This window comes from Oleiphilus sp. HI0067 (assembly GCF_001635735.1).
On record NZ_LWFI01000388.1, the window covers coordinates 1 to 768 of the forward strand.

Here is a 768-nt window from a genome sequence, read left to right on the forward strand (position 1 = left end):
AGAATCGCAGAACCGTCAGAAATAACAGCAACAAGGTTACCCTTTGCTGTGTACTTGTATGCGTTTTCTGGATTTTCAGCAATAGCACGTACCGGCTCAGCAACACCTGGGCTGTATGCTAAAGAAAGGTCACGTGAAGTTAGTGTTGGTTTAGTGATTTCAACACTGATCTTACCTGCACGTGGTTGCGCGTGATAATCGAGTGCTGCTTGTTTTAAATCGTCTGCCATTACAGTGTACCGTTTTAAAAATTTGGGCAATGCCCTTTTTATGTTTCTCTCAAAAGCGAAACGCTTATGAGCTTACTCACACTCAGCAATTTGCTGACATAAGTGCAAAAAAAGAGCGCATGGCGCTCTTTTTAAATTCTTGTATCGGATTAGCTCGCAATACGACTGCCGAAACGCTTCTTGAACTTGTCGATACGACCACCTGTATCCATCACTTTCTGCTTACCAGTGTAGAATGGGTGACACGCTGAACACACGTCCAAAAGAATGTCTTTAGCTAGCGTAGAACGCGTTTTGATAACGTTACCACAGCTACATTTTGCTTCGATTTCCTCGTAACGAGGATGGATATCTTTTTTCATCTTAACTACCTATTTCATTGTTTGCCGCCACCCATCGTCATTCACTCTAGCGTTGGGCACCGCAAGGAAGGCATCGAGCCATTTACACCAAGAAAGGGCGCAAGGGCCGAAATTGGGGCGAGAATATTACCAAAACAATTGCGGAGTGCAAGCGTGAATTGATTATATTTTGACTA

Annotated in this window: 1 protein-coding gene and 1 pseudogene; both read right to left on the bottom strand. The window is 43.6% G+C overall.

Annotated features, from left to right (window positions below; translation table 11 throughout):
- Window positions 1–230, bottom strand: a pseudogene (locus A3739_RS04565) (malate dehydrogenase); the annotation flags it as partial.
- 149 nt (window positions 231–379) lie between these two features.
- The gene (gene rpmE, locus A3739_RS04570) at window positions 380–592 is read right to left on the bottom strand and encodes a 50S ribosomal protein L31 (protein WP_068475347.1); all 213 of its coding nucleotides are present in this window, start codon (window positions 590–592) and stop codon (window positions 380–382) included.
- Between the last annotated feature and the right edge of the window lie 176 nt (window positions 593–768).

Coding starts and splice junctions, on each gene's coding strand:
- rpmE (WP_068475347.1), bottom strand. CDS start 592: ATGAAAAAAGATATCCATCCTCGTTACGAGGAAATCGAAGCAAAATGT.